Origin of the sequence: Buttiauxella agrestis (assembly GCF_900446255.1) — a bacterium.
Taxonomy (GTDB): domain Bacteria; phylum Pseudomonadota; class Gammaproteobacteria; order Enterobacterales; family Enterobacteriaceae; genus Buttiauxella; species Buttiauxella agrestis.
In genome coordinates, this window is sequence record NZ_UIGI01000001.1 from 3373263 (window position 1) to 3395760 (window position 22498).

Sequence of the window (22498 nt, forward strand, 5' to 3'; positions counted from 1 at the left end):
CGACTGTTAATGTGCGACCGGTGCCGAAGCCTTGAGCGAAGGATTGTGTCGATACTGGAAACTGAAGTGGAAAATAACTGCCAGCACTAATGCATATCCGGCAAACACCAACCAAATCGTCGTCCAGTCTTTGACGCCATCAACGCTAAAGTAATCCACCACATAGCCACTGAGAATGGCCCCGAGATAGGCACCAATCCCGTTAACCATCGTCATAAATAGCCCTTGCGCACTGGCCCGGATACGTTTATCAACTTCTTGTTCCACAAACACAGAACCCGAGATATTAAAGAAGTCGAACGCACAGCCATAAACCACCATCGAAAGCAGCAGTAATACGAAACCGAATGCAGACGGGTCCCCCCAGGCAAACAAGGCGAATCGCAGCACCCAGGCCACCATGCTCATCAACATCACTTGTTTAATACCAAAGCGGCGTAAGAAGAATGGAATGGTGAGGATAAATGCCACTTCAGACATTTGCGAAACTGAAAGCAGAATCGACGGATACTGAACCACGAAGCTATCGGCAAATTCAGGGTTACGCGCAAAATCATGCAGGAACGGGTTGCCGAAAGTATTGGTTATTTGCAAAACCGCACCTAACAGCATGGCGAATAAGAAGAAAACAGCCATGCGCGGATTTTTGAATAATACAAACGCATCCAGACCCAGACGGCTCACCCACGAGCGCGACACGCCGCCCTTCGCCACCGGAATGGTTGGCAGAGTCAGGGAATACAACGCCAGCGCCAGCGAGGCTCCCGCTGCAATATATAGCTGGAGATTACTCAGCTCAAATCGCATCAGGCTCACCGTCCACATCGCGGCGATAAAACCGATAGTGCCGAAAACGCGGATCGGTGGGAAATGGCTGACAGTATCCAGCCCGGCTTTTTCAAGGCTGGCATACGAGATGGTGTTCGACAGGGCAATGGTTGGCATAAACGCCATCGCGTTACCCAGCATCACCCAAAACATCAGCCCCGGCTGATTAATGCTGGCAGCCCAGGCCAGCATTGCGGCGCACACCAGGTGGCAGAGTGCATAGACACGATTCGCAGGCAGCCATTTGTCGGCAATAATGCCGACGATCCCCGGCATTAATAACGCCGCAAGTCCCTTGGTACTGTAGACCATACCGACATCAGCCCCCCGGAAACCGAGGGTGTTAATCATGTATGAGCCTAGTGTGACCAGCCATGCGCCCCAAATGAAATACTGCAAAAACAACATGATTTTCAAGCGAGGTTTAATCGCCAAAACGTTAATCGCCATGTGTTTTACCCGGTGTGTTGGTAGTGCCTCAGGCGAGTTTGCCCAGGAAACCGCAAATCAGATTAATAAAGTTCTGGCGCGAAAGTGCCGCTGCCGCCAGCGTTTGCGCATGAGAAAGCTGCACGCTTCCCAGGCCTTCAGCAAGATTGGTAATCGCCGAAACCGCCACCACTTTCAGGCCGCAATGGCGAGCGCTGATCACCTCTGGCACAACAGACATACCCACCACATCGCCGCCGATGATTTGCATCATGCGAATCTCAGCTGCGGTTTCAAAGTTGGGGCCAGGATAGGAAACAAACACACCTTCGGTGAGTGGGAAGCCCTGCTCTTTTGCGACTTGCTGTAATACGCCACGGTAATCGGCGTCATAAGCGTTTGCCAGAGAGAAGAAACGCTCACCAAAACGGTCATCGTTAGGGCCGACCGTTGGCGTACCCGGCATGGTATTAATATGGTCGTTCAACGCAACCAGGCTGCCAGGCCCCACTTCAGGACGCAATGAACCCGCGGCGTTTGTGGAAAACAGGATTTCACAGCCGAGCAATTTAAACGTACGAATCGCGTTAGTCATCACTGACATACCGCGCCCTTCGTAGAAGTGACCGCGCCCTTTCATGCAAGCGACAGGAACACCCGCAAGCGTCCCTACCACCAGCTCGCCAGCGTGGCCATGCACAGTGCTTACCGGAAAGCCTGGCAGTTCATCGTAAGGGAAAACAATAGGTTGTTCGATTTTCTCAGCCAGCTCACCCAGGCCAGACCCAAGAATGAAAGCCACGCGCGGCACCAGGCCATTAATACGGGAACGGATAATATCTGCGGCGTAATACGGAGAGTTATCAAGAGTAGTCATCGGCATCAGGTGCTCCTTGTCATGAGTCGAATAATCAGAATTTGCGTTAACTCTGTTATACCGACTGACAATAGTGCAAAACCAATACCGTTTAGGCGGGTGATTGATAGCGAAAATGTATTGATCAGCGGTGGCGAGCGCCACCGCGAGATGCTGTTATCGGGTAGCCCAGCCCTGTTTGTGCAAATAATCGAGAATAAATGGACGGTTTTCTTTGATGATTGTGCGACGAATATGGTCGCTCCACGTGTCGCGGCGCGTATTGCTGCCACGGGAAAGATAGTATTGCGCCATCTCTTCGTCGTATTGCTCCAGCACGTTTTCATCGACCGGCTGATAGCTATTTTCATGCATGATCATGGCCGCCGGAATGCGCGGTTTAATACCGTGGTCTTCATCAGGCCAACCCAGGCATAAACCAAACAGAGGTAACACGTGTTTTGGGATATTCAGTAATTCCGTCACCGCTTCGATGTTGTTACGCAGCCCGCCGATATACACGCCACCCAATCCCAGCGACTCCGCTGCGGTAAAGGCATTTTGCGCAAGAATAGCCGTATCAACCACGCCGAGGAGCAGCTGTTCGGCCAGACCTAACTGTGCTTGCGGGCAAATTTGTAGATGACGGTTGAAATCGGCGCAAAACACCCAAAATTCTGCAGCTTGCGCGACATGCTTCTGCCCGCCGGTGAGCGGAACCAATTGCTCACGCAGGGATTTGTCGGTGATACGAATAATTGAGGTGCATTGTAAAAAACTGGAACTTGAGGCCGCCTGGGCACTGGCAACAATCGCTGCACGCTGTTCATCAGTAATTGGCTCGTCGGTGTAGCGACGAACGGAACGGTGTGAACGCAGCAGATCAATGGTCGGCGTCATCGTGTTTATCCTTTGGCTTGTCTGAAAGAGATTTCTTAACGGGCGATTGCCCTTTGGTCAGCAGCGGTGCAACGTTTTGAGCCATCGCCCACACCATGAATGCCGCTGCCGGGATCATGAATGCAATCCCTAAAAATACCATGATGATGGCCGCCGTCGCATTCCCAAAGGGTGCGGGTAATGCCACATAACCGTTAAGGGAAAGATAAGAAAGCAATAAAAAGGCGATACCGATAACTTCGAGGATTAACACAGGTTTCGGTAAGGCACCGAGTGAACGCATCCGCTTGTCTCCACAGGCAATTATCACTTGAGTATAACCTGGTTGCGCCTGACTCTTACGTTGCAATATAGATGATGAATATCAATGTAAGAGGCAAGACCTTCTTTCCATTCCCCCCGGTTAGCGGCATTATAGTTGCCATTCGCCGGTACGTATCGGCCACAAAAATAAAGGAGATTCTATGTTTGCAGTAATCTTTGGTCGCCCAGGCTGCCCATATTGTGTTCGTGCTAAAGAGTTGGCTGAGAAATTGACCGCTGAACGTGAAGACTTCAACTTCCGTTACGTTGATATCCACGCAGAAGGCATCAGCAAAGCCGATCTGGAAAAAACCGTAGGTAAACCTGTTGAAACCGTACCGCAGATTTTCCTCGACCAGAAACATATCGGTGGTTGCACTGATTTTGAAGCTTACGCGAAAGAACACCTGAGTTTGTTCCAGAACGCGGAATAAGCATCAGACAGAGATAAAAAAAACCGGCTCAGTGGATATAAAAACTGAGCCGGTTTTTTTATCGCCGCTGACGGCGGAGCAATGTACGAACAAATAAGTAGCTCAATGCTCCAAGAGCACACCAAAACACAGCACTAAACATCCAGGCCATTTCCTGCCAGAACGTTCGCGTTGGCGAAAGCCAAAAGTGAATGATTAACAGACAAAGCGGTGAAGCCAGTACTGCGCCCATCAGCGGTTTGATCACTCGGCCATGGCGTGAAAACACGCTAGCAATAACACCCGGAAGGATAAAAAACAGCAATCCCCACTCTGAATGTCTATCACCCGGGTAGCTATTGGCGGCACTCAACTTCTGAGACAAAAACACACCAACAAACAACACGAAGCAACAAATGACTCCAAACCAACGTTGTCCACGCATGAACACACATCCTCCTGACGATCGCTTGTATCGAACTTAAAATTACAGTTCTGCACGCAGAACAGCCCGGGTCAGATAAGTTTCAGCAATCCCTGCTCAAAAATAAGTAGTGCAATTCGCACAATATTCTTACTAGCCGTAAAACTACATAAAGATTAAACTAGCGGCTATTATCAGGTCTGTGCACTGGATATTTTAATGCAATAAAAATACATTAAATTGCGTTGTAATTAGTAGAAACCCTAACCCAAAAAACCATTTCTTTCAACAGCTTACTAGTAAACAAGAAGTTATCCTTCGTGAATATAAACGTCGCAGATTTGTTAAGCGGGAATTACATCCTGTTATTATTTGTTGTTCTGACCTTAGGCTTATGTCTGGGTAAATTACGCCTCGGTCCTGTCCAACTGGGTAATTCCATTGGTGTTTTAGTGGTCTCTTTATTACTCGGACAACAACATTTTTCCATTAACACAGACGCCTTAAATCTGGGTTTCATGCTGTTCATTTTTTGTGTTGGCGTGGAAGCTGGGCCAAACTTTTTTTCAATTTTCTTCCGCGACGGCAAAAATTATTTAATGCTGGCACTGGTGATGGTCGGCAGCGCCATGCTCCTTGCATTAGGATTGGGGAAACTCTTTGGCTGGGATATTGGCCTCACCGCCGGTATGCTCGCTGGTTCGATGACCTCTACCCCCGTGTTGGTCGGTGCAGGTGATACCTTGCGCCATTCCGGCATAGCGGGAACCGAACTCGCCGCCTCTCTTGATAATCTTAGCCTCGGCTACGCGCTGACTTATCTTATCGGTCTGGTGAGTTTAATTGTGGGTGCGCGTTATCTGCCAAAACTTCAGCACCAGGATTTGCAAACCAGCGCTCAACAAATCGCTCGTGAACGCGGTCTGGATACCGATGCCGCACGCAAAGTTTACCTACCCGTTATCCGTGCCTACCGTGTAGGTTCTGAACTGGTTGCCTGGGCGGATGGCAAAAATCTGCGTGAACTGGGTATTTATCGCCAGACCGGTTGCTATATCGAACGTATTCGCCGTAACGGTATTCTGGCAAACCCGGACGGTGACGCTGTGCTGCAAAAAGGGGATGAAATCGCGCTGGTCGGTTATCCGGACGCACACTCTCGCCTCGACCCAAGCTTCCGTAATGGTAAAGAAGTTTTCGACCGTGACCTGCTGGACATGCGCATCGTCACCGAAGAAATCGTGGTGAAGAATCACAATGCCGTAGGTCGCCGCCTGGGGCAATTAAAGCTGACCGATCACGGTTGCTTCCTGAACCGCGTTATCCGCAGCCAGATTGAAATGCCTATCGACGACAATATCGTGCTGAACAAAGGCGACGTTTTACAGGTCAGCGGTGACGCTCGACGCGTGAAAACCGTGGCGGAACGCATCGGTTTTATCTCGATTCACAGCCAGATTACCGACCTGCTCGCTTTTTGCGCCTTCTTCATTATCGGCCTGATGATCGGCATGATCACCTTCCAGTTCAGCTCATTTAGTTTCGGTGTCGGTAACGCCGCCGGCTTGCTGTTCGCAGGCATCATGTTGGGCTTCTTGCGTGCCAACCACCCCACGTTCGGCTATATCCCGCAAGGGGCGTTGAACATGGTGAAAGAGTTCGGCCTGATGGTATTTATGGCGGGCGTCGGGTTAAGTGCCGGTAGCGGCATTGGCAATGGTTTAGGTGCCGTCGGCGGGCAAATGTTGATTGCAGGCCTAATCGTCAGCCTGGTACCAGTGGTTATCTGCTTCCTGTTCGGCGCATATGTATTGCGTATGAACCGCGCATTGCTATTCGGGGCGATGATGGGCGCACGAACCTGTGCCCCTGCGATGGAAATCATCAGCGACACCGCGCGCAGCAATATCCCTGCCCTTGGCTACGCCGGAACCTACGCTATCGCTAACGTGTTGTTAACGTTGGCGGGGACGCTTATCGTAATCATATGGCCTGGTTTGTGATCCGTACCGCAGACAAAGAAAAAAGATTTTTTTATGACGGTGCGAACTTTTTACCCAAGACAAAGTCTTAATTAGTGCCACTGCTTTTCTTTGATGTCCCCAATTTGTGGAGCCCATCAACCCCGCCTCTTTGGTTCAAGGTTGATGGGTTTTTTATTGCCTGAAATTCGTGTTCCCTTTCAAATCAAACTCTTGCCCTTCTCTGCTGCATACGCGCCTTAATCACAGCCAAATCTAAATCCATCGTTCATAATTTGAAAATTGAGAGCTAATGAGCGAGGGTTCATGATGTTACTTCAAGACAAAATCGTGGTGATCTTCGGGGGCAGCGGCGCTATCGGTAGCACGGTGGCGCAGGTGATGGCCCGCGAAGGGGCGCGGGTGTATCTGGGCGCACGCAACCAGGAGAAATTGAACCGAGCCGCTGACAACGTCCGCAAGTCAGGTGGAACGGTCGAAACATTCCTTATTGATGTCCTCAACGAGCAAGCCATGAGTGAGCAGGTTACTCATCTTGCCCGGCAAACAGGCGGCTTTGATGTCGTCGTGAACGCAACGGGTTTCATGCACGATCAAGGCAAAGAACTTGCGGAATTATCCCTCGCCGAATTCATGCAGGGAATTACCCCTTTCCTGTCGGCACAATTCACTGTATCAAAAGCAGTCAGTCTCTACATGGGTGGCGAGCGTGCCGGAGTCATCTTATCGGTCGTTGCTCCCGCAGGCTCAATGGCAATACCTGGCCATCTTGGTCATATCGTCGGCTGCGCTGGCACAGAAGCCTTCATTAAAGCGCTCGCCAGCGAACTTGCTCCGAAGAATATTCGCGTCGTCTGTGTGCGCTCGCACGCCATTTCTGATGCCGTTCAGGCCGGTTCTTATACCAGAGAAATTTTCGAGCCAAAGGCACAGGCGATGGGTTTGAGCGTGGAACAGTGGGTAGGAGGCGCGGCACAAAGTACGATGTTAAAACGTCTGCCCACGCTTTCGCAGATTGCAGAGTTAATGACATTTCTGGCGTCAGAAAGCGCAGGGGCGATGACGGCAACGGTGGTTAATATGACTGCGGGTACGACGATTGACTGATAGCCTACGCTATCGAAACTAACGCGCAATTTTTGCCAGCATCCTGCTGAGATGATCCCGGCTCAGCGGGTTCCTGTCCGTCACATAATGCAGCGTCATACCTTCGATAAAAGCATCCAGCATGCGAGCGGTTATCGGGTCAAAATAGGCCTCGAGCGCCTGTTGGCTGCGACACATCCAATCCTGCATGATGATTTTTAATTCAGGAGTGCGATTAGCGTAAGCATAGAGTTGATACATCACTTGCAGGTTGTATGACGTGGCGATTTTCTCACCGCAAATCATGTCGACTATCGCTTCGCAGGCCTCATCACGATTACGGGCCTGCTCAATGCGACAACGATAATCGTCAGACATTTGATGCGCAAACTGTGTAAAGGCTTCGCTCAAAAGCGATTCGATGCCGTCGAAATAGTAGGTCATCGATCCCAGCGAGACACCTGCCGCTTCGGCAATTTTGCGGTGCGTGATATGGCTAATCCCGTGTTCCACCAGCATATCCAACGTGGCGTGCAATATACGTGAACGGCGGTCGGGGTCGTTGCGTCGCGGAGCTTTCGTCATCATTTTCGCTCGGTAAAAACAGGCTCAAAAGAGTTTACCAGGCAATGTGTACAAATGTACACAAACTTGCTAGTGTAATTTCCATTCGCCGCCAACCGGTACTTCCATGTCTGCCGCCATTAGTCATCGCAAAGCGACTCAACGTCGCACCTGGGCGCTGTTCGCCTTTTTCTTCCTGCCCGGCCTTGTCATGGCCTCCTGGGCCACCCGTACGCCAGCCATTCGTGACACACTTAGCGTTTCAACTGCCGGTATGGGTATCGTGCTATTTGGCCTGTCGATTGGTTCGATGAGCGGCATTTTATGTTCCGGCTGGCTGGTTAAGCGGTTTGGTACGCGCAATATTATTCGCAGCGGCATGACGCTGATGGTCACTGGCATGCTGGTGATGGGCGCCGCGCTGTTCCTTGCTTCGCCTGTTCTGTTCGCAACTGGCCTGGCAATCCTCGGGGCGGGACTAGGTTCGGCTGAAGTGGCGATGAACGTCGAAGGCGCGATTGTTGAAGGACTGCTAAAAAAGACCGTATTACCCATGATGCACGGCTTTTATAGCCTCGGCACATTAGCAGGCGCGGGAATTGGCATGAGTCTGACCGCCCTTAACGTCACCGCGTATGGGCATCTTTTAGTGATTGGCCTGGTGGTTATCACCCCGATTATTATTGCCATTACTGCGATCCCACACGGTGTCGGGAAAAATAATGCCGATGCTAATACTGATAATGGACACGAACCTCATCCGCCCTTTTATAAAGATCTACAGCTGATATTAATTGGCACGATTGTGCTGGCGATGGCGTTTGCTGAAGGTTCTGCCAACGACTGGCTGCCACTGCTGATGGTCGATGGCCATGGTTTTAGCCCAACCTCCGGTTCAATGATTTATGTTGGTTTCACTCTGGGCATGACCGTCGGGCGTTTTACCGGCGGCTGGTTTATCGATCGCTACAGTCGTGTAGCCGTGGTTCGCGCCTGCGCAATGATGGGGATCTTAGGCATCGGCTTAATCATCTTTGTGGATAACACTTTTGTGGCTGGTATTTCCGTTATTTTATGGGGACTGGGAACCTCTCTCGGTTTCCCATTAACGATTTCCTCTGCGGGCGATACCGGCCCGGACCCGGCGACTCGCGTCAGTGTGGTGGCGGCTTCCGGCTATATCGCGTTTTTAGTTGGTCCGCCGTTGTTGGGCTTCTTAGGCGAACATTACGGCCTGCGCCTGGCTATGTTAGTGGTATTGAGTTTAATGGTGGTCGCCGCACTGGTTGCGAAAGCCGTCGCGAAACCAACCGATCTTGTGACCAACTCGCTTGAAGGGAGAGTTCGATGAGTGTGAAATTAATTGCCGTCGACATGGATGGTACGTTCCTGGACGATAATAAAGAGTACAACCGTGCGCGTTTTGCGGAGCTTTATGCGCAGATGAAAGAACAAGGCATTCGATTTGTGGTCGCCAGCGGCAACCAATATTACCAGCTCATTTCATTCTTCCCGGAGATCGCCCACGAGATTTCTTTCGTCGCCGATAATGGCGGTTGGGTGGTCAGCGAGGGCAAAGATACTTTTAACGGTGAGCTGACAAAGCAGGAATTCAACACCGTCATCGATCATCTTTTGACGTTGCCGCATGTGGATATCATCGCTTGCGGCAAACACAACGGTTATACCCTGAAAAGCTATGATGACGCGTTTATCAAAATGGCGCGCAGTTATTATCACCGTCTGGAAGTGGTCGAAAACTTCTCAAATCTGGATGACGTGTTCTTTAAATTCGCCCTGAATCTGCCAGACAGTTTATTAGACGACACCATGGATTCTTTGGCCGCGCAATTCGACGGAATTATGGTGCCGGTCACCAGCGGCCATGGCTCGATTGACCTGATTATTCCCGGTGTTCACAAAGCGAATGGCTTGCGAATATTGCAGGAAAAATGGGGCATTGATGACAGCGAAGTGGTGACGTTTGGCGATGGTGGGAACGATATCGAAATGCTACGCCAGGCAAAATATGGTTTTGCGATGGCGAATGCGCCGGAAAAAATTAAGCAAATCGCCGCTTATCAGACCGGGCATTGCAATGAACAAGGCGTGTTGAATGTGATTGAGCGAGCGCTGAAAAAAGAAGCGCCGTTTAACGCGTAATATTGAATAAGGGGCTGAAAAGCCCCTTTTTTTTATAATTGCTTAAGCACCAGCAAAATACCGTATCCCAGCAGTGCCGACCATAACAACATTGGCAGTGAATAATAATGGAAGCGAATCCAGATGCGGCGGTCATTTGCCATGCGTAGTGCAATCAAATTCGCCAGCGATCCCGGCAATAACCCAAAACCACCGATGTTGACTGCAAAGGCGAGTAACAGGGATGCAGGAACGTAATTCAGTAATAAAATGGTCGATGGAACATTACTGATAAACTGTGAGAGACCTATTCCTAACGCAAACAATCCACCGGCCGGGAGTTGATTTATTCCTGATAAAGCCTGTTGTAATACAGGAAGCTGCGTAATCAGGTAGACGTCGATAAACATCACCATAAATACCAGCAATAAACTCCAGTCGATACTCAGCAATACGCGCCTTGCCAGCAGTAAAAAGCCCACAGCCACCACGGCCAGACCCCAGGTTTCCTGCTTTAATTCCAGGGCGACGATAAAGATGATGTAGAACGCGATGCAACTCATCACCAGACGCGGCTGCCAGTCATGAAGTTTGTCGTGAGTGCGATAAGTGAGCTTTTTACGCGGAAAACAGAACCAGCAGAGCACCAACAAGCTGAACATTATCGCCAGCGCTAGCGGCACCATTTGCCAGGTAAATTCACCGAACGATAAACCCGAGCGTCCCCACAGCAAAATATTTTGCGGGTTGCCAATGGGCGTGAGCATCGAGCCTGCATTGACCGCTAAAGCCTCAAATATGATGAGACGATTAATCGGTATCGCACACAATTTTTTCAGCGTGATGGTCAGCGGCACGATAATAAACAGCGCGACGTCGTTAGTCAGAAACGTTGAAAGTAATGCCGCAGCGCTGACCAGAAATATCGCCAGCGTTCGTTCATTATCAAACCGCTTCACCATGCGGCGGCCAAGCACATCGAAATAACCGCTCAGTTCCACGCCTTTGGTCAACATCATTAAGCCCGCAAGCGTAATGATAGTGTGCCAGTCAATGGCATGAACCCAATGCTGTGGCTGAAAAGGCGCGGCAAAACTCAGAATAACGCCCACGATAAGCAATAGATGAAGAAAACGATCGCGGGCAAACGGGCGCACCAGGTTCAGTAACATTGCTACTTAAATCCTCGCTGCTCGCTAAACAAGCGGAAGGCTTCCAGCGTTTCTTCACTCACGTGGTGCTCAACACCTTCGGCGTCAATTCTGGCCGTTTCCGGGCTGATGCCCAGTGCGAGGAAAAAGTTTTCAACGATCTGATGACGCTCACGGCTCATTTGTGCCAGCTTCTCACCTTCCGCCGTCAGAAATACGCCGCGCCACGGGATTTGCTCAATAAGCCCCACCGAGGCGAGTCTTTTTAACATTTTGGCAACTGTTGGCTGAGAGACACCAAGCCTTGCCGCCATATCAACCTGGCGAACTTCCCCCACTTCCCGAATCAAATCAGAAATCAGCTCGACGTAGTCATCAATTAATTCACGGCGATGCGCTTCCCGCACCTGCCGAAAGCCTTCGACATGCTCTTCAACGTTTACCAACTGCGTCATTTTTGGTTTATTTTTTTGGCCTGGCGTACGGCTCATGATGCTTCCTCATGCAGGGGTGCGGCATCGTCCAATGACGAGCTTTGGCCCCATTGTAAACCAGCATCACCCAAGCACAAAAATTTAACGAATTAGCAATAGCTATACAATATAGCCTGTGCTATATCTGTATGTAATGCAGTCAGCCTTAAAAGGAATTGAAGGCAGCAGAGGTTATGAGGAGGACAAAATGAATGAATTTAAGAGGTGCATGAGCGTGTTTACACATTCCCCGTTCCAGGTGCGGCTGATGCTGCTCAATATGTTGTGTGATTGGGTTTCCGGCAAACCACAGCAGAGCGAAAAACCGAAGTCTTAGGCAGCCGCCCTGCCTTCTTCACTATGAGTCTGACTCACGTCGGCTATCCCAGCTGCTAGCTTTTCCTTCCATTAGATTCCCTGAAGTTACCGTTTAGCTGCACTTTAACCCTACCATTTGTCGGTTTTGTTACCTGCTTCGCAAAACACATTTCTCTTATCAGTTGATCTTCTTATCGTACCGCTCTATCTTCTTGCAGCCCTGCACATGAAGCGGCTCGCAGATGCGGTCCAGTTCCCCTTCTTTTCCGTCTGTCAGGCAGGTTCTTACCCTCGTCGCCAGGGTTTTCGCATGGCGTTTAGTAGATCTCGGTAAACATGAATTTAACGGTTAAAGAAACCCTGACGACCCGCGCAATTGCGCTCAATCCGTGGACTGGCTTTTATTTCCTTCAGTCTTTGCTGATTAACTTCGCTCTCGGTTATGAATTTAGCATTCTGTATGCGGTGGCTTTTAGCTGCGTATTGCTGCTGCTTTGGCGCAGCGCACCTAAATTCCAGAAGGGTTTGCTGGCAATTTGTAGTTTGATAGCCGCGATGTATTTCCCGTTTGGTCAGGCCTACGGTTCGCCCAACTTTAATACCTTGCTCGCCCTGCATTCGACCAACTTCGAAGAATCCACGGAATTAATGACCATCTTCCCGTGGTACAGCTATTTGGTGTCGGTATTTATTCTGGCGCTTGGCGTTATTGCCGTGCGTCGTAAAGTCGCGCCGAAGAAAAGAAACTGGTGTCATTTCGACAGTTTATGCCTGGTTGTCAGCGTGGTTTGTTTCTTTGTGGCTCCGGTGCAAAACCTGGCTTACGGTGGCGTATTTAAATTCAAAGATTCCGGTTATCCGGTGTTTCGCTTTGTCAAAGATGTGGTGGTCAATAACCAGGAAGTCATCGACGAGCAAACGCGGATGCAGGCCTTCGCTCAGATGAAGGACACCTGGAATGTGCTGGCAGTAAAACCTAAATATCACACTTATGTGGTGGTGATTGGTGAGAGCGCACGGCGTGATGCTCTTGGCGCTTTCGGTGGTCACTGGGATAACACCCCATTCGCCAGCCAGGTCAATGGCAACTTGTTTATGGATTACGTCGCCGCCAGTGGTTCAACGCAGAAATCATTGGGGATGACGCTCAACCGCGTTATTGACGGCAAACCGCAATATCAGGATAGCATTATCACCCTCGCCAACCGCGCTGGTTTCCAGACATGGTGGTTCTCAAACCAGGGGCAAATCGGTGAATACGATACCGCAATTGCCAGCATCGCCAAGCGTGCGGATGAAGTGCATTTTTTGAAAAATGGTGATTTTGAAGCGGATAAAAATACTCGTGACGAAGCATTATTAAAGATGACCGCGCAGGTGTTTGCCACCCAGCACACTACCCCGCAATTAATTGTGCTGCATTTGATGGGTTCGCATCCACAGGCCTGCGACCGGACTCAGGGCAAATACAAAGATTTTGTACAGTCGAAAGAGACATCTTGTTATCTGTATACCATGACGCAGACCGACGACTTGCTCAAACAACTCTATCAGCAACTGAAAAATACCGGTGACAGTTTCTCGATGGTTTATTTTTCAGACCACGGGCTGGCGTTCAAAGAACGTGGCACCGATGTGCAATATCTGGCACATGATGACGAGTTCCAGCAAAACTTCCAGGTGCCGTTTATGGTGCTTTCAAGCGATGATACTGCGCATCGTCAGATTAAAGCCCGCCGTTCAGCCAATGATTTCCTGAACTTCTTCTCAGCGTGGACCGGGATTAAAACCAAAGAGTTAACACCGAAATACAAGTTCATCTCTGAGCAAAAAGCGGGGCCAATCTATATCACCAACTTTAAGCTCAAGAAGGTGGACTATACTCATTTGCAGACGGATGTGTTTGAAACGCAAACGCGTTAACTCAAATTCAACGCATAAAAAATCCGCCCCGAGAGGCGGATTTTTTTCACTCGATTAAAGAGTGAAATTAGAAGCGGTAACCCACGCCTGCGATCCAGGTGCCAACATCAACGTTACGGATGCGGCTCTGCTCGTAGGAAACGTCAAGAGCGACGTTTTCGATTGGGTTGAACTGCAGACCAGCACCGTAAGAGAACCCGTAATCGCTAGAAGAATCTTTGTCCGGGTATGCGGTTGCCAGTGCTTTACCGTAACCAACACCGACTACACCGTAGATGCTAGCCCAGTCGTTGATGCGGTATGCAGGACCTGCAGTGATGCCGTAGTATTGGCCTTTGCTGTAAACGCCATCTTCGGTGTTGCTTTTCTCAGTGTGAGTGAAAGAAGCGATGTAACCCAGCTGAGTGTCGTTTTCGTAACGGTATTTCAAGTTGAAACCGCCAGCTTTGTTAGCAACGCCCTGCATATCGCTTTGTGCGTAGCCACCGGTTACGGTGCTAGTTGCAGATGCGGTACCAACGGAAACGGCCAGAACACAAGCCAGTGCTGAAAGACATGCAATTTTTTTCATAAACCACCTCAAATGTGCTTCAAGTAACTTCTAAGTTTTTAATATATCAAAATTGTGTAAGAAACTCTGCGACATTTATGTTGTCTAAGGAATCCTTTCATGTAACAGAACATTTCCATTACATCATAGCTCCTTCAATTCATAGCCTTTTTGCCATAAACCGGAACAATTATTGGCATAAATTGCAACATCGTCATCCAGATAATTCTTAAACATATTTGAACAAATCTTATGCAATCACACAGTTATGTTACTGCATCACGCGATTATTTTTTTCAATGAATTCTCAACCAGTCATAAGTTAATCAATTACACTGGGGCTAACTGAAATTTCTTTACCCAAACAGACTTTGACTGACAGGAAGCAGGATGCCCTTATCGCCCCGTAAAACCCCAGTATGGTTGCCCATTGTTGTTCTCTTGATTGCCATGACTTCCATTCAGAGTGGCGCATCACTTGCAAAATCACTCTTCCCGCTCGTCGGCGCACCCGGTGTGACGGCACTGCGTCTGACTCTGGGTACATTGATTCTGGTGGTAATTTTTAAACCCTGGCGATTACGCTTTAAAGCCGAACAACGCTTCCCATTATTAATGTATGGACTGGCGCTCGGTGGGATGAACTACCTCTTCTATTTGTCTATTCAGACGGTGCCGTTGGGCATTGCCGTTGCCCTGGAATTCACAGGCCCGCTTGCCGTCGCATTGTTCTCTTCCCGACGGGCGGTGGATTTTGTCTGGGTGATTCTGGCCGTGCTGGGGCTGTGGTTCTTGCTGCCTCTGGGGCAATCAATTTCGAGCGTCGATTTAACCGGTGCCGCTTTTGCACTGGGCGCAGGGGCTTGCTGGGCGATTTATATTCTGTTTGGCCAAAAGGCAGGCGCTGACCATGGCCCGGCAACGGTTGCCTTCGGTTCACTGATTGCTGCCGTTATTTTTGTACCGATTGGCGCATGGCAAGCCGGTGAAGCGCTCTGGCATTGGTCACTTTTACCGCTCGGCCTGGGTGTAGCGATTCTGTCTACAGCACTTCCCTACTCGCTGGAAATGATTGCACTAACCCGTTTACCAACACGCACATTTGGCACATTAATGAGCATGGAACCGGGGCTTGCCGCGTTGTCTGGCATGTTGTTCCTCGGCGAGCATCTGACCCTGGTGCAATGGCTGGCGCTGCTCTCTATCATCGCGGCTTCCATCGGTTCAACCCTGACGATTAAGCGCGAACCGCAGATTACCAGTGTTGATGTAAATTAATTCTCCTCATTATTTACCGTGGTTATTGCGATCACGGTAAATATTCATCACCGATCAAGACTTTATATTCAGGATTACTCTTAGATTTAAATAAAAATAATTCCCATTCACAGCGCATCTTTTGTTTATTATCGTTAAACCTCGTCATAAATAATATAAAGTAATTTACTAACAATGAGTTACTAGAATCCATCCGGCCTCTGCTATTAATCTGATAGGTATTACCTGCTCCAACAAGAATTAAAACCGGTGCTATACTTATTTCCGGTAATTCATTGGACATAACATCAAGAGGACGAAAGATTATGACTACCGCTAAACTGGTAAAAACCAAATCTACTACCTTACTGCATACCCGTAATGATGTTGCAGACAGCGAAAAGAAAGCCACCGTTGAGCTGCTTAATCGCCAGGTTATTCAGTTCATTGATTTGTCGTTGATTACCAAGCAAGCGCACTGGAACATGCGTGGTGCAAACTTTATTGCCGTTCATGAAATGCTGGACGGGTTCCGCACAGCTCTTACCGACCATCTTGACACCATGGCAGAACGCGCCGTTCAACTCGGAGGCGTGGCTCTCGGTACCACCCAGGTCATTAACAGCAAAACGCCATTAAAAAGCTATCCGCTGGATATCCACAGCGTTCAGGATCACCTGAAAGAGTTGGCCGATCGTTACGCGATTGTGGCAAACGATGTGCGTAAGGCTATCAGCGAAGCTAAAGATGAAGATACCGCAGACATCCTGACTGCCGCTTCACGCGATCTGGATAAATTCCTGTGGTTTATCGAATCAAATATCGATTAATGGCCATTTAAATCCCTGTCTGGGGATTAAATTGTTATCTCATCCTCCCGTTTTCGGGAGGATGCCTGCACCATTTTAGCGCACCTAATTGTTTATCCCTGCCGCATAAGTTACTCATTTGTAATAATCACTTCACACAATCGTTAACGGATGATTGTTTTACCACCTTAAACTGCGGTAAAACTAAACATCGTTCTTGCTCACGCAATCTCGCACCAAAATTGGGCACCACAACAGTGCGTTGCAACTGGCTTGCAACCATTTTTGTGCAATGTTACAAATTCACATCCTTGCAAAACAGTATGTTGTAGATCTGGCACGATTCTTCCATGCTGCGGCTTACTGATGCAGGGGATTGCCCCATGGATAAACAAGGAAATGCTATGAAGTCGATTTTGAAAGTTTCACTGGCTGCACTCACTCTGGCTTTTGCGGTTTCTTCCCACGCCGCTGATAAGAAACTGGTCGTTGCGACCGACACCGCATTTGTTCCTTTCGAGTTTAAACAAGGCGATAAATACGTCGGCTTTGATATCGATTTGTGGGATGCCGTAGCAAAAGAATTAAAACTGGATTACACCCTTAAGCCTATGGATTTCAGCGGCATCATTCCTGCGCTGCAAACCAAAAACATTGACCTCGCGCTGGCGGGTATCACCATCACCGAAGAACGTAAAAAAGCGATCGAATTCTCTGATGGCTACTACAAAAGCGGCCTGTTGGTGATGGTTAAAGCCGACAACGACAGCGTAAAAAGCGTGAAAGACCTTGATGGTAAAGTTGTTGCTGTTAAGGGCGGCACCGGTTCTGTTGATTACGCGAAAGCGAATATCAAAACTAAAGACCTGCGTCAGTTCCCGAATATCGACAACGCCTACATGGAACTGGGCACCAACCGTGCTGATGCCGTTTTGCACGACACACCAAACATCCTGTACTTCATCAAGACTGCGGGCCAGGGCAAATTCAAAGCCGTGGGCGATTCTCTGGAAGCACAGCAGTATGGTATCGCCTTCCCTAAAGGCAGCGACGACCTGCGCACTAAAGTTAACGGCGCGCTGAAAACCCTTAAAGAGAACGGCAAGTACAACGAAATCTACAAAAAATGGTTCGGCACTGAGCCAAAATAATAATTCTAAAATGATTTAAGTAAGACCTCAGGGGCGACTTTCGCCCCTGCTATTTTTGAACCACGGTATAACAACCCAAATAATTCGAGTTACATCGCGGCGGCAAAAGAGCGAGTCCCGATGAGCTTACATAAGTAAGTGATTCGGGTGAGTGATTGCAGCCAACAAAGAGGCAGCTTGAAGTATGAAGGGTTAACAATAGGAAATAATCATGGAGTTCGACTGGAGTGCCATTTGGCCTGCAATCCCGCTTTTAATTGAAGGCGCCAAAATGACCTTGTGGATTTCGGTCCTCGGGCTTTGCGGCGGTCTGATAATTGGTCTGGTCGCAGGCTTCGCCCGTACTTATGGCGGCTGGATTGCCAACCACATCGCATTAGTATTCATTGAAGTGATTCGCGGTACGCCAATTGTGGTGCAGGTCATGTTTATTTACTTTGCCCTGCCAATGGCCTTTAACGACCTGCGCATCGACCCGTTCAGCGCCGCCGTCGTGACGATTATGATCAACTCCGGCGCGTACATTGCGGAAATTACCCGTGGTGCGGTGCTGTCGATTCATAAAGGTTTTCAGGAAGCAGGCTTGGCATTGGGCTTGTCTAAGCGTGAAACTATTCGCCACGTGATTATGCCGCTGGCGCTGCGTCGTATGCTGCCGCCATTGGGCAACCAGTGGATTATCAGTATCAAAGATACATCGCTGTTCATCGTTATCGGTGTGGCTGAATTGACCCGTCAGGGGCAAGAAATTATTGCCGGAAACTTCCGTGCGCTGGAGATCTGGAGCGCCGTTGCGGTCTTCTATCTGATTATTACTTTGGTGCTGAGCTTCGTGCTGCGTCGCCTTGAAAGAAGGATGAAAATCCTGTGATTGAATTTAAAAATGTTTCTAAGCACTTTGGCAAAACCCAGGTGCTGCACAATATCGATCTCGATATTAAACAAGGTGAAGTCGTCGTTATTATCGGGCCGTCAGGTTCGGGTAAATCCACGCTGCTGCGCTGCATTAACAAACTTGAAGATATCACCAGCGGCGACCTGTTCGTTGATGGTCTGAAAGTAAACGATCCGAAAGTTGATGAGCGCCTGATTCGTCAGGAAGCAGGCATGGTGTTCCAACAGTTTTATCTGTTCCCGCACCTGACTGCGCTGGAAAACGTCGCCTTTGGCCCGATTCGTGTCCGTGGTTTGAAAAAAGACGCGGCCGATAAACTGGCTAAAGAACTGCTGGCAAAAGTGGGCCTCGCCGAGCGTGCGCATCACTATCCTTCAGAGCTTTCCGGCGGTCAGCAACAGCGTGTGGCCATTGCCCGTGCGCTGGCGGTTAAGCCGAAAATGATGCTGTTCGATGAGCCAACGTCTGCACTTGACCCGGAACTGCGCCATGAAGTTCTGAAGGTTATGCAGGATCTGGCCGAAGAAGGCATGACGATGGTTATCGTGACTCACGAAGTGGGTTTTGCTGCCAAAGTCGCATCGCGCCTGATCTTTATTGATAAGGGCCGCATTGCTGAAGATGGCAACCCGCTAGAGTTGATTGAGAACCCGCCAAGCCAGCGTTTACAGGAATTCTTGCAGCACGTTTCCTGAGTTTTCACCCTCACCCTAATCCTCTCCCCCAGGAGAGGGCCGGGGTGAGGGACGTCGCTCCAGATAATTCCTGTTTTTCCGACCGCAAAACCCTCCCCTCTATACTTATTCCTTTGTCTGACTTTTCAGATTGGAGGAACGCCGTGCCGCTACTCTTGCTCCTGCTGTGCATGTTTAGCTTTCAAACTCAGGCTGTCAGCCCCCCTGCTGCGGCTGCGGCTTCCTCTCAACAGAGCACTACCGCCCCACCCGCCGAACCTAATCTTGAAGAAAAAAAGAAAGCCTATTCCGCGCTGGCCGATGTGCTGGATAACTCGCAATCGCGCAATGAGTTAATTGAACAACTACGCAAAGTAGCCGCCACGCCACCGCCAGAGCCGGTTCCCGCCATTGTGCCACCTGAGCAACTGAGCGAAGACAAAACGGTGCTCGAAAATGTCACCGATGTCAGTCGCCATTACGGCGGTGAATTAGCGCAGCGCTTTGCTCAACTGCACCGCAATATTACCGGTGCTCCGCATAAGTCGTTTAATTCACAGACTTTCTATAACGCGCTCACGCATTTTACGATGCTCGCCGTCAGCGTTTTCGCTTTCTACTTGCTGATTCGCACCTGTATGACGCCGGTCTGGACGCGCATGGGTAAATGGGGGCGCAAAAAGAACCGCGACCGCTCGAGCTGGTTCCATCTGCCGCTGATGATCATTGGCGCATTTATCATCGACTTGCTGCTCCTGGCATTAACGATTTTCGTTGGACAAATATTTAGCGACATGATGAACGCAGGCAGTCGCACCATCGCCCGCCAGCAGGGGCTGTTCCTGAATGCCTTTGCGTTAATAGAATTCTTCAAAGCGATATTGCGATTAATATTCTGCCCGCGTTTCCCCGATTTACGTCCCTTCCCGGTCAGTGACCAAAATGCACGATACTGGAACATTCGCCTTGCCGGTTTGAGCAGCCTGATTGGCTACGGCATTTTGGTCGCCGTACCGATTATCTCCAACCAGGTCAACGTGCAGGTCGGCGCGATAACCAATGTTTTGATTATGCTGTGCATCATGCTTTGGGCGTTGTATCTGATATTCACCAATAAACGCCATATTCAACAAAGCCTGATTCAACTGGCTGACCGCTCGATGGCGTTTTTCAGCCTGTTTATTCGCGCCTTCGCGCTGGTCTGGCACTGGCTGGCGAGCGCTTACTTTGTGGTGTTGTTCTTCTTCTCGCTATTCGATCCTGGTAACAGCCTTAAATGGATGATGGCGGCTTCTCTGCATAGCCTGGCGATTATCAGTATTGCGGCGTTTATCTCAGGAATGCTGTCACGCTGGCTGGCGAAAACCATCTCTCTTTCACCACAGGTTCAGCGCAATTACCCGGAACTGCAAAAACGGCTGAATGGCTGGATTTCAGCGCTGTTGAAACTGGCGCGTATTCTGACGGTTTGCGTTGCCGTGATGATGCTGCTCAATGCCTGGGGACTGTTTGATATGTGGGCATGGCTCACCAACGGTGCCGGTGAGAAAACTATCGACATTCTCATCCGCATTGTGCTGATTTTGCTGTTCTCAGCCGTTGGCTGGACGCTGCTGGCAAGCCTGATTGAAAACCGCCTGGCGTCTGATATTCATGGTCGCCCGATGCCCAGCGCACGTACCCGCACGCTGCTCACCTTGTTCCGTAACGCGCTGGCGGTCGTTATCAGCACCATAACCATTATGATTTTATTGTCAGAAATTGGGGTGAATATCGCGCCGCTACTCGCCGGGGCTGGCGCTCTGGGGCTAGCCATCAGTTTCGGGGCACAAACGCTGGTGAAGGATATTATTACCGGGGTGTTTATTCAGTTTGAAAATGGGATGAACACCGGAGATTTAGTCACTATCGGGCCGATTACCGGCAGCGTTGAGCGCATGTCGATTCGTTCGGTTGGTGTGCGCCAGGACACCGGGGCGTATCACATCATTCCGTGGTCATCGATCACCACGTTCGCCAACTTTGTGCGCGGCATTGGTTCGTTTGTTGCCAACTATGACGTAGACCGACAGGAGGATGTCGACAAAGCCAACCGTATTCTGAAAGAAGCGGTGCATGAACTGATGGAGCAGGAAGATATTCGCAAACTGGTGATTGGCGAACCGTCGTTTGCCGGGATTGTCGGGCTGACTAATCAGGCATTTACGGTGCGTGTGTCATTCACAACCCAGCCGCTGAAGCAGTGGTCGGTGCGATTTGCATTAGATGGGATGGTGAAAAAGCACTTTGATGCGGCAGGCATTCGCCCGCCAGTGCAAACAGTGCAAGTGATGCAACCGGGTGCCGATGCCACTCAGGCGCTACAGGATGCGCAGGCGGCAGCGGGAATGCTGCCACCAGCAAATCCTACGGTGTGACTATTTATAACGCGTAGCGGCCCAACGAACGCGCTGTGCGTCGTTCATAAAGGTCCAGGCAATGAAACGACTCTGTTTCTGCCCCTGGGCCATCTCTTTCTTCACCACTTTCTCCACGCCCGCTTCCTGCAATGCGCGATAAATCAACGGCAGGTTTTCGCCTCGGGAGACCAATGACGTGAACCACTGCACCTGGCGGCCAAATTCTTTGCTCTCTTTCGCCATCTGGCTAACAAAAGCGACCTCGCCACCTTCGCACCACAACTCTTGCTCACGACCACCAAAATTCAGTGCGCCGTCTTTAGACTGGCCGAGGTTAACGCGTTTACGCTCGCTGCCGCTGCGTGCCGCCTGCGCCGAGTCATGGAAAGGAGGGTTGCACAACGTGGCATCGAACATTTCATTCTTATGAATCACGCCCGGCAAGATAGCCGCAGGATTTTTTTGGCGGCGCACACGAATCAGGCGCGAAAGCCCCGGATTAGCGTCAATAATTGCGGTCGCACTGCGCATCGCTTCCGGGTCAACATCCGTCCCGGTAAAACGCCAGCCGTATTCATGCTGCCCGATAAGCGGATAAATGCAGTTCGCGCCCATGCCCACATCCAACACAGAAGCCTGAGAAGGCACAACGCCACCATTCCCTTCCGCCAGCAAATCGGCCAAATGGTGAATATAATCAGCGCGACCCGGAACTGGCGGGCAAAGAAAACCTTCTGGAATATCCCAATGTTTCACACCGTAGAAATGTGCCAGCAGCGCCTGGTTCAATGCTTTCACCGCCTGTGGGTCGGCAAAATCAACAGTCGTTTCGCCGTGTGGGCCTGGGCGTAAAAATGCGCTCAGCGCCGGGCTACTTTGTTCAAGTGCCGGAAAATCATAACGGTTACGATGGCGGTTGCGTGGGTGCAGACCCGGTTTGGTGGTGGCAGAGGTTTTCATTGCGGCTTCTC

At 50.0% G+C, this 22498-nt stretch carries 23 protein-coding genes; 13 read left to right on the plus strand and 10 right to left on the minus strand.

The features are described 5' to 3' along the window. Nucleotides 1-6: 6 nt before the first annotated feature. From DY231_RS16015 to DY231_RS16030, 4 genes are all read right to left on the minus strand, one after another. Complete coding sequence (locus DY231_RS16015) at nt 7-1263, minus strand: nucleoside permease (protein WP_115631867.1); 1257 nt, start codon at nt 1261-1263, stop codon at nt 7-9. Nucleotides 1264-1306: 43 nt separating this feature from the next. After that, nucleotides 1307-2140 (minus strand): xanthosine phosphorylase, encoded by an 834-nt coding sequence (gene xapA, locus DY231_RS16020; RefSeq protein ID WP_115629883.1) that lies wholly within the window; start codon nt 2138-2140, stop codon nt 1307-1309. Nucleotides 2141-2290: 150 nt separating this feature from the next. Then, entirely contained in the window at nt 2291-3013 is a 723-nt protein-coding gene (nfsA, locus tag DY231_RS16025) for an oxygen-insensitive NADPH nitroreductase (RefSeq protein WP_115629885.1), read from the minus strand. Further along, nucleotides 2997-3296 carry a YbjC family protein gene (locus tag DY231_RS16030; RefSeq protein WP_115629887.1) on the minus strand — a complete coding sequence of 100 codons (300 nt, stop codon included), beginning with the start codon at nt 3294-3296 and terminating at the stop codon, nt 2997-2999. The genes nfsA and DY231_RS16030 overlap by 17 nt, the downstream gene beginning before the upstream one ends. A gap of 181 nt (nt 3297-3477) precedes the next feature. On the opposite strand from DY231_RS16030, the gene DY231_RS16035 reads away from it, so the two are divergent. Further along, on the plus strand, nt 3478-3750 hold the full coding sequence (locus DY231_RS16035) for a GrxA family glutaredoxin (protein ID WP_115629889.1): 273 nt from the start codon (nt 3478-3480) through the stop codon (nt 3748-3750). A gap of 58 nt (nt 3751-3808) precedes the next feature. On the opposite strand, the gene DY231_RS16040 is transcribed toward DY231_RS16035, so the two are convergent. After that, nucleotides 3809-4174 (minus strand): inner membrane protein YbjM, encoded by a 366-nt coding sequence (locus DY231_RS16040; protein WP_034494246.1) that lies wholly within the window; start codon nt 4172-4174, stop codon nt 3809-3811. A gap of 299 nt (nt 4175-4473) precedes the next feature. On the opposite strand from DY231_RS16040, the gene DY231_RS16045 reads away from it, so the two are divergent. Both DY231_RS16045 and DY231_RS16050 read left to right on the plus strand, forming a co-directional pair. Further along, complete coding sequence (locus DY231_RS16045) at nt 4474-6156, plus strand: aspartate:alanine antiporter (protein WP_115629891.1); 1683 nt, start codon at nt 4474-4476, stop codon at nt 6154-6156. Between the two features lie 288 nt (nt 6157-6444). Further along, the gene (locus DY231_RS16050) at nt 6445-7242 is read left to right on the plus strand and encodes an SDR family NAD(P)-dependent oxidoreductase (protein WP_115629893.1); all 798 of its coding nucleotides are present in this window, start codon (nt 6445-6447) and stop codon (nt 7240-7242) included. An 18-nt stretch (nt 7243-7260) separates the two neighbouring features. Here DY231_RS16050 and DY231_RS16055 read toward each other — a convergent pair whose 3' ends face one another. Further along, nucleotides 7261-7806, minus strand: coding sequence for a TetR/AcrR family transcriptional regulator (locus DY231_RS16055; RefSeq protein ID WP_115629895.1), 546 nt, complete (start codon nt 7804-7806; stop codon nt 7261-7263). Nucleotides 7807-7912: 106 nt separating this feature from the next. On the opposite strand from DY231_RS16055, the gene DY231_RS16060 reads away from it, so the two are divergent. Then, on the plus strand, nt 7913-9136 hold the full coding sequence (locus tag DY231_RS16060; RefSeq protein WP_115629897.1) for an MFS transporter: 1224 nt from the start codon (nt 7913-7915) through the stop codon (nt 9134-9136). Beyond that, nucleotides 9133-9948, plus strand: coding sequence for a Cof-type HAD-IIB family hydrolase (locus DY231_RS16065; protein ID WP_115629899.1), 816 nt, complete (start codon nt 9133-9135; stop codon nt 9946-9948). The genes DY231_RS16060 and DY231_RS16065 overlap by 4 nt, the downstream gene beginning before the upstream one ends. Nucleotides 9949-9980: 32 nt before the next feature. Here the strand turns inward: DY231_RS16065 and DY231_RS16070 are convergent, their stop codons facing one another. Next, nucleotides 9981-11099: an SLC13 family permease gene (locus tag DY231_RS16070; RefSeq protein WP_115629901.1), complete on the minus strand. Its 1119-nt coding sequence runs from the start codon at nt 11097-11099 to the stop codon at nt 9981-9983. 2 nt (nt 11100-11101) lie between these two features. After that, nucleotides 11102-11569: a manganese-binding transcriptional regulator MntR gene (mntR, locus tag DY231_RS16075; RefSeq protein ID WP_034494239.1), complete on the minus strand. Its 468-nt coding sequence runs from the start codon at nt 11567-11569 to the stop codon at nt 11102-11104. Between the two features lie 190 nt (nt 11570-11759). Between mntR and mntS the strand changes: the two genes are divergently transcribed. Continuing rightward, entirely contained in the window at nt 11760-11888 is a 129-nt protein-coding gene (gene mntS, locus DY231_RS16080) for a manganase accumulation protein MntS (RefSeq protein WP_115629903.1), read from the plus strand. A gap of 317 nt (nt 11889-12205) precedes the next feature. After that, complete coding sequence (locus DY231_RS16085) at nt 12206-13792, plus strand: phosphoethanolamine transferase (RefSeq protein WP_115629905.1); 1587 nt, start codon at nt 12206-12208, stop codon at nt 13790-13792. 67 nt (nt 13793-13859) lie between these two features. Here the strand turns inward: DY231_RS16085 and ompX are convergent, their stop codons facing one another. Next, complete coding sequence (gene ompX / locus DY231_RS16090) at nt 13860-14363, minus strand: outer membrane protein OmpX (protein ID WP_115629907.1); 504 nt, start codon at nt 14361-14363, stop codon at nt 13860-13862. 369 nt (nt 14364-14732) lie between these two features. On the opposite strand from ompX, the gene rhtA reads away from it, so the two are divergent. From rhtA to ybiO, 6 genes are all read left to right on the plus strand, one after another. After that, nucleotides 14733-15620, plus strand: coding sequence for a threonine/homoserine exporter RhtA (gene rhtA / locus DY231_RS16095; protein ID WP_034494235.1), 888 nt, complete (start codon nt 14733-14735; stop codon nt 15618-15620). Between the two features lie 305 nt (nt 15621-15925). Further along, nucleotides 15926-16429 carry a DNA starvation/stationary phase protection protein Dps gene (gene dps, locus DY231_RS16100; protein ID WP_115629909.1) on the plus strand — a complete coding sequence of 168 codons (504 nt, stop codon included), beginning with the start codon at nt 15926-15928 and terminating at the stop codon, nt 16427-16429. A 383-nt stretch (nt 16430-16812) separates the two neighbouring features. Beyond that, nucleotides 16813-17559, plus strand: a complete 747-nt coding sequence (glnH, locus tag DY231_RS16105) for a glutamine ABC transporter substrate-binding protein GlnH (RefSeq protein ID WP_115629911.1) — start codon at nt 16813-16815, stop codon at nt 17557-17559. Between the two features lie 211 nt (nt 17560-17770). Beyond that, complete coding sequence (gene glnP / locus DY231_RS16115) at nt 17771-18430, plus strand: glutamine ABC transporter permease GlnP (RefSeq protein ID WP_034494231.1); 660 nt, start codon at nt 17771-17773, stop codon at nt 18428-18430. After that, a complete protein-coding gene (gene glnQ, locus DY231_RS16120; RefSeq protein ID WP_034494230.1) occupies nt 18427-19149 on the plus strand; it encodes a glutamine ABC transporter ATP-binding protein GlnQ in 723 nt (240 codons plus the stop codon). Before glnP ends, glnQ begins: the two co-directional genes overlap by 4 nt. A 143-nt stretch (nt 19150-19292) precedes the next feature. Continuing rightward, entirely contained in the window at nt 19293-21545 is a 2253-nt protein-coding gene (gene ybiO / locus DY231_RS16125; protein ID WP_115629913.1) for a mechanosensitive channel protein, read from the plus strand. Here the strand turns inward: ybiO and rlmF are convergent, their stop codons facing one another. Next, the gene (gene rlmF / locus DY231_RS16130; protein WP_115629915.1) at nt 21546-22487 is read right to left on the minus strand and encodes a 23S rRNA (adenine(1618)-N(6))-methyltransferase RlmF; all 942 of its coding nucleotides are present in this window, start codon (nt 22485-22487) and stop codon (nt 21546-21548) included. Nucleotides 22488-22498: the final 11 nt, after the last annotated feature.